Here is a 6,000-nt window from a genome sequence, read left to right as displayed (position 1 = left end):
TGTGGGTGCGATCGGCAAAACATTGGGTACCGGCGCTGGATTTTGAATTGTGGGTGCGATCGGCAAAACATTGGGTACCGGCGCTGGTGCGGGCGCTGGTGCTGGTGCGGGCGCTGGTGCTGGTGCTGGTGCTGGTGCTGGTGCTGGTGCTGGTGCTGGTGCCGGGGCCGGGGCTGGTGCCGGGGCTGGTGCCGGGGCTGGTGCTGGCGTTAGTGTTTGTAAAGGTGCTGGTGCGGGTGCGGGTGCGGGTGCGGGTGCGGGTGCGGGTGCTGGCGCTGGTGCTGGCGCTGGTGCGGGTGCGGGTGCTGGCGCTGGTGCCGGCGCTGGTGCCGGTGCGGGTGCGGGTGCGGGTGCTGGCGCTGGTGCGGGTGCTGGCGCTGGCGCTGGTGCTGGTGCTGGTGCTGGCGCTGGTGCTGGTGCTGGGGCTGGCGCTGGTGCTGGTGCTGGTGCGGGCGCTGGTGCTGGCGCTGGTGCTGGTGCTGGTGCTGGTGCTGGCGCTGGTACTGGTGCTGGTGCTGGTGTTGGTGCTGGCGCTGGTGCTGGTGTTGGTGCTGGTGTTGGTGCTGGCGCTGGTGCTGGTGTTGGTGCGGGTGTTGGTGCTGGCGCTGGTGCTGGTGTTGGTGCGGGTGTTGGTGCTGGCGCTGGTGCTGGTGCTGGTGTTGGTGCTGGTGTTGGTGCTGGCGCTGGTGCTGGTGTTGGTGCTGGTGTTGGTGCTGGTGTTGGTGCTGGTGTTGGTGCTGGTGTCGGTGCTGGTGTCGGTGCTGGTGTCGGTGCTGGTGTCGGTGCTGGTGTCGGTGCTGGTGTCGGCGCTGGTGTTGGTGCGGGTGTGGGTGCGGGTGTGGGCGAGACAGAAGAAGCCGTAATGTTAATTTGGGTCGGCTGTACTATCTGAGGATCGGGGCTGAAATAACTTCCCTGCGTAATAACATTTTCCTTCTTTGGACCCCCAGTGGCAATGCTGCCAGCAGTACCGTTGAGTTTGTTATAGTCGGCCCCGACGCTGAAAAGAGTGTTCGAGGCTTCGCCACCGTGGCGAAAGGTGATATCTCCACCATTAGCGCTACCAGTCGTGGATGCGGAAATGCTGCAAGCTTGCGACAAGCAGTTGTTATCGTTTGTGAAAGTGCCTGTGGCTCGGAAATAACGGCCGGCTGTAATGTCAATATCTCCTCCGCCTGTTCGGCCTTCGGTGTTGATATGGGTTACTTGGATGTCGTTGCGGGCGTTGAGGGTGACTTCGCCGCCTTGTTTTTCTTCGGAGTTGGCGTCTATGAACCCTGTTTGAATGCTGCTTGAGGGTGCTGCAATACTAACGTTTCCGGCGTTGCTGGTTTTGTCGATCGATCTTGCGTTGATATTGCCTGTTTCTACTTTTCCTGTACGGCTGGTGACGCTGATGTTGCCGCCTGCGGTGGTGTCGGAGTGGGAGTCGAGATCCGCAGTGCTAATGTCGCCCCTAGCTTCTAGGGCGATCGCGCCGCCTTGGGAACTTGTCAGGTTTCCGCTGACTGCAATGGTGTTGGCTGCTTGAATTTCGATCGCCCGAGCGTTTGCCTCTTTTAGTGCTACGTCCCCCGCAGCTAATGCTCGGTTAGACGCCGTGAGTACCACTTCACCGTTGGCATTGACGCTGAGGCCTGTAGCGTTCGTTTCACCGATGCCTGTGAGCAGTTCGGGCAAGGTTGCGATCGAGAATGTCGAATCTGTGCTGGATGTTTCTGTGGTGCTAGTCGCTGAGGGCGGCTCGATTTCCAAACTCAGCAAATTGCCTCGCTGGCGGATCTGCACTAAATTTGTCCCGGAGACTGATGCTACGGTAATTTGACCGTCTGGGGCCGAAACGCTGCCTGTGCTGACAACGGTGCCACCGAGCAAGGTTAAGTTCTGCCCTGACTTGACTGCTAAGTCTGCCGTGCTGATAATTGCCCCTGCTCGATCGGCTCCAAAAGCAAAGGAATTGGGCGCGCCTGTCAGAGATGTGTAGGTGCTAGTACCGACAGCGTTAAACGAGTTTGAACCAAATCCAATAGCGGTGGCGGTGGTTGCTGTGAAAGAAGCCGGCACGTTTAAGCTGGCACTGTTGCCAAATATGATGCCGGATGGATTCATCAGAAACAAGTTAGAATTGCCGCCGGTTACTTGAATTAAGCCGTTAATAATCGACGGGTTGCCGCCGCCTATGCCCGCTAAAATGTTGCGAATGTTGGGGTTTGATATAAAGTTGGCAATCTGATTTTCCGACAAGCCGAATTCTTTAAAGCTGTGGAAAAGATTTTGTCGATCGCTCGATAATTGTCCGCCTTCAATATCGAAGCGAGTTGGCTGCCCAGGAGTTCCGTTTTGGGCTGCGGGAGTGACGGTAGTGCCCGTTGCGTCCGCCGCTGGAACAATTGTTTGACCTTCTGCTTTTGCTTGCACAAAGTAAAGATTTATTAAGACTATTTGCAGAGCAAGTGTCAGTTTGCTTATTCTTGCTTTTGAGAGGAATTTCGACGTTTTTTGAATATTTTTGACGGTTTTCATAGGTTTTTAATGGGTAAAATATATATAGTCTTTCTCAGTAACATGAGGTGATCATAGGACAGAGGGCATAGGGCATAGGGCATAGGGCATAGGGCATAGGACTAACCCCATACCTCACCACGCTTGAGAACCGCTATAAATCACAGAAATTAAATAAAGAAATCGGCTTTGTAGAAAAAACTTGGTTGACGGCTGTGTCACTAAAGATTTGCACATCTGTGCTGTGTCTGGTCAATTTCGTAGAATATTGGAAATCTACCCCTCATTTTCACAGGGGGTATTTGTGAGTTATTCTGTCAGTCTTATTGCTAAGTAAGGTTTACCTGGTAGGTAAATGTTCACGTTCCCTTGTTAGGAAAGCGACACGCTTGGCTATAAACCTGTTCACTCGTTCATTAATCGCCTTCGACAGTGCATAATGCTGGCGTTTACATCACGGTGTCATTGATGAACGTAGTCAGTTAAGACGCTTGACTGCACGTTCCGATCTTGTACAGGTGCTGACTAGGAAGGCCAATATCTGCATAGGTTTTTCGGAACGGTTGAAGACGCTATATTTATGAAGCAACCGGGTTTCTGACTGCAAGTGCATTCAGGACTCAATAGGTAGAATTGGCCTCTGCTTTGGCAATTGTCTCAGCGTATCTTTTCCACAATCTAAATATAACTCGAAATGCCTAGGCTCTGTATCTTCCGCATGACATATTAATAAAAAATAACAACAACGGCCTTCTTAGAGGCCCTCCGACGCCTAGAAACCCGCTTTTTTAACTATTATTGATAGTATGAAGGAAGTATAGGGGTTCAAAAACTAGGTTTCTGCCTCCAAGACTGACCCGGAAACATCCCAAAATATTTTATACACAACAAAAAATCCTCTACACTTGCCAAAAATTAAAATTATGGAAAGAAGAAATGAGAAGGAGTCAATCGATTTTAGATTTTAGATTTTAGATTTTAGATTTTAAGATTGAAGCATTGACTTGCGCGAGATAAATACGTTCGGCAAGTTTCATGGGATACAGGTTTTTTATTTCTGGACGGATGAATCACGTGGCGGGTATCCTGGATGCTTGATTGTCAGAAGACAGAATTCTGAATTCAGAATCCCCCATGCCTGAAGTGAGGGTTAACGGTCACGGAAAGAATTTTTTGTGATCCACGATTAAAATCGGGGGCTTTAAACCTGGATTCTCCATCCTGTCGCACAGAATCCAGAATGGATTCTGGATTGTGAATTCTGAATTATTCTTCAGTAAGCCAAATTCTTAGGGTGTTCAGAAACCCGGTTTATTTAAAGAAAAAACCGGGTTTTTGGTTTTTTTTGTGTGACTTTTTGTGAAGTAAAACTACTTAAATCCGGCTCTATTTCCCTCTTGTAGTCAAGTCCACTATTGCCGATTTCGATCGCCTGTTTTTCGGTTTTAATCGATCGCCCTGTTTGTGTTTAAGGGGGTGTGCAGGCGGATTTGTGGAAGGATTTAAGAGTTAATTGGGTGAAGTTTGGACAGTGGGCGAGGGACTGGGAGAAGCTGGGCGCGGTGAAGGCTTTGCAGAAGGAGTGGATTGGGTGGATTTTTTGAGACCGACAAAAGCGTCATAACGGGTGGTACGATCGCCAATGACGGCCGCTGTAACGCCGATCGACCGCGTGGCGTCAATCCACATTTTTTGGCTGGGAGGAAACTCCGGTAAAGCGAGGTTTTTCGGGTTAAACGCCGTCTCGGTGTCGATGAAGAAATTGCCGTTGTGAGGTTTAAGTTCCGATCGTACAGTTTTCTGGAACAGTTCGCTGCTTAAAAGCGGACTTTTCGGTGCCGGAACGATCGCATCAACCACGGGAGCTCCTACTGTCATAAACGCTACATTGTTCATCCAGCCGCGAGTTACCGTAATCCCTCCAAACGGCGATGTCCATTTAATCGCCGGTTTGCCGCCGACTTGAATTTCCTCCACTCTAAACCCTTTAGTTTTCATCGTTTCATCAAGCTGTTTCAGGGATTTGTTCGCAGCGCCCTGGTTGTTTGTTTCCACCATAAATACAAATCCGGCCGCAAATTTGTCTCTGGGATTCTGCGCGGGGGCTGGTATTAATGATATAGAAAATTCTCCCGCCATCCAGTTCATCAAGTCTTTATCTAAATCCATGCCGGTAGTAGATTTTAAACCTGTGCGTAAAACTTGGGGATTAATCGGGGAAATCGGGTTTGCCTCGGCTCCTAATACGTAGTCTTGCCACAAACGCTGCAAGTTGCCGCCGGATACCATCATTATTGTATTGTTTGGCAGGCGGTTAACCATTTTTAGAGCATTGTTTTCTACTGCTATCCTTCTGGTAGAATCTGGTTTTAGCCAAGAGACTGATTTGAATCCAATTCCTTCAGCCTCCAGCGTCGCTGTGGTGGCAAATCCCTGATTCTGTTGCAGTTTTTCGAGGCTTTCTGGCGAAATTTCACGGGCTGAGTTGGCGGCGGCATAGGCGGCGGCAACGGGCATATTGACGTAAATTTGACCGAAGGCGCCCGGACTTTTTATTTTGTCTATGGCGTCTCCATAGCCAGGGGTTTTGGCTAGGGAAGGTTCGCCTTTGTATGTGTCGATTATTCTGTCTGTAGCGCTAGGATCTGTGGTGACTGCTAGATACCTTGTGCCGAGTACCGCGACTGAGAAATTGCGATCGGGTACTCCTTGAGTTTCTGTGACTTGCACGCCTTTATAATTACGCTCAACTATTTTTCCTTGGCTGAGGGTTCTGGGTTTTGCTAATAATTCTTGGGCTTTGATCGGGTTGGCAATTGGCAGGATAATTGCCACTGACTGTTGAATTGGCGGAGACGGGGGCGCATTGGGTGCGGGCGGGGGGGCTGGTATAGCTATTTTGTTGCGGAGAAAGGCTACCATTGCTGTGTTACCCACCCAGGGTTGAATGTCTTGCTGGTAGGCGTAGCCGTTGCTTGTGAGGAGGCGATCGCGCATTTCGCTTAAAAACCTCTCAAACGAAGCTTTTGACTCCGGCGTGCCAAACTCTCGCAGTTTATTCCACTGGGATTCATCGGTGCTGATGGATAGGGCCATCATCGTATCTTGCGGGACAACGGTTGCCCCCGGCGGCAAATCTTTGGCGGGCCCACGGGAAATGACGAGGTAGTAGGTGACAAAGCCTAAACCGATCAGAAGTGTGGCGGCTCCGATCGTAAACAGCAGGGAAGATTTATCTTTCTTAAACATTATTCGTAAGGTTCGGGTGCTCGCAACATCATAAATTATATTGGGGATGCGGCATGGGGAATTGGGAATTGGGCATGGGGCATGGGGCATGGGGCATTGGTAATTTGTTGGTTTTTATTTGTTATGAGAAAAACTACTAACCAGTAACCACTAACCACTAATCACTATAGTCCTAGATACGGAAACCGTTTTTTTACTCAATAGTGCATTTTTGCCTTTAATACTGGTGAAAAACCCGGTTTATTTCGT

At 50.2% G+C, this 6,000-nt stretch carries 2 protein-coding genes; both read right to left on the bottom strand.

All coding sequences use genetic code 11. The features are described 5' to 3' along the window. Positions 1-2,523 (bottom strand): two-partner secretion domain-containing protein (locus QUB04_RS24525; protein WP_333288372.1); only part of this gene is annotated, 2,523 nt, incomplete at its 3' end. A 1,488-nt stretch (positions 2,524-4,011) separates the two neighbouring features. Continuing rightward, positions 4,012-5,751: a DUF3352 domain-containing protein gene (locus QUB04_RS24520; protein ID WP_333288370.1), complete on the bottom strand. Its 1,740-nt coding sequence runs from the start codon at positions 5,749-5,751 to the stop codon at positions 4,012-4,014. Positions 5,752-6,000: the final 249 nt, after the last annotated feature.

The organism is Microcoleus sp. D2_18a_B4 (assembly GCF_036702475.1).
Classification (GTDB): domain Bacteria; phylum Cyanobacteriota; class Cyanobacteriia; order Cyanobacteriales; family Microcoleaceae; genus Microcoleus.
This window is presented reverse-complemented; position numbering and strand designations above follow the sequence as displayed.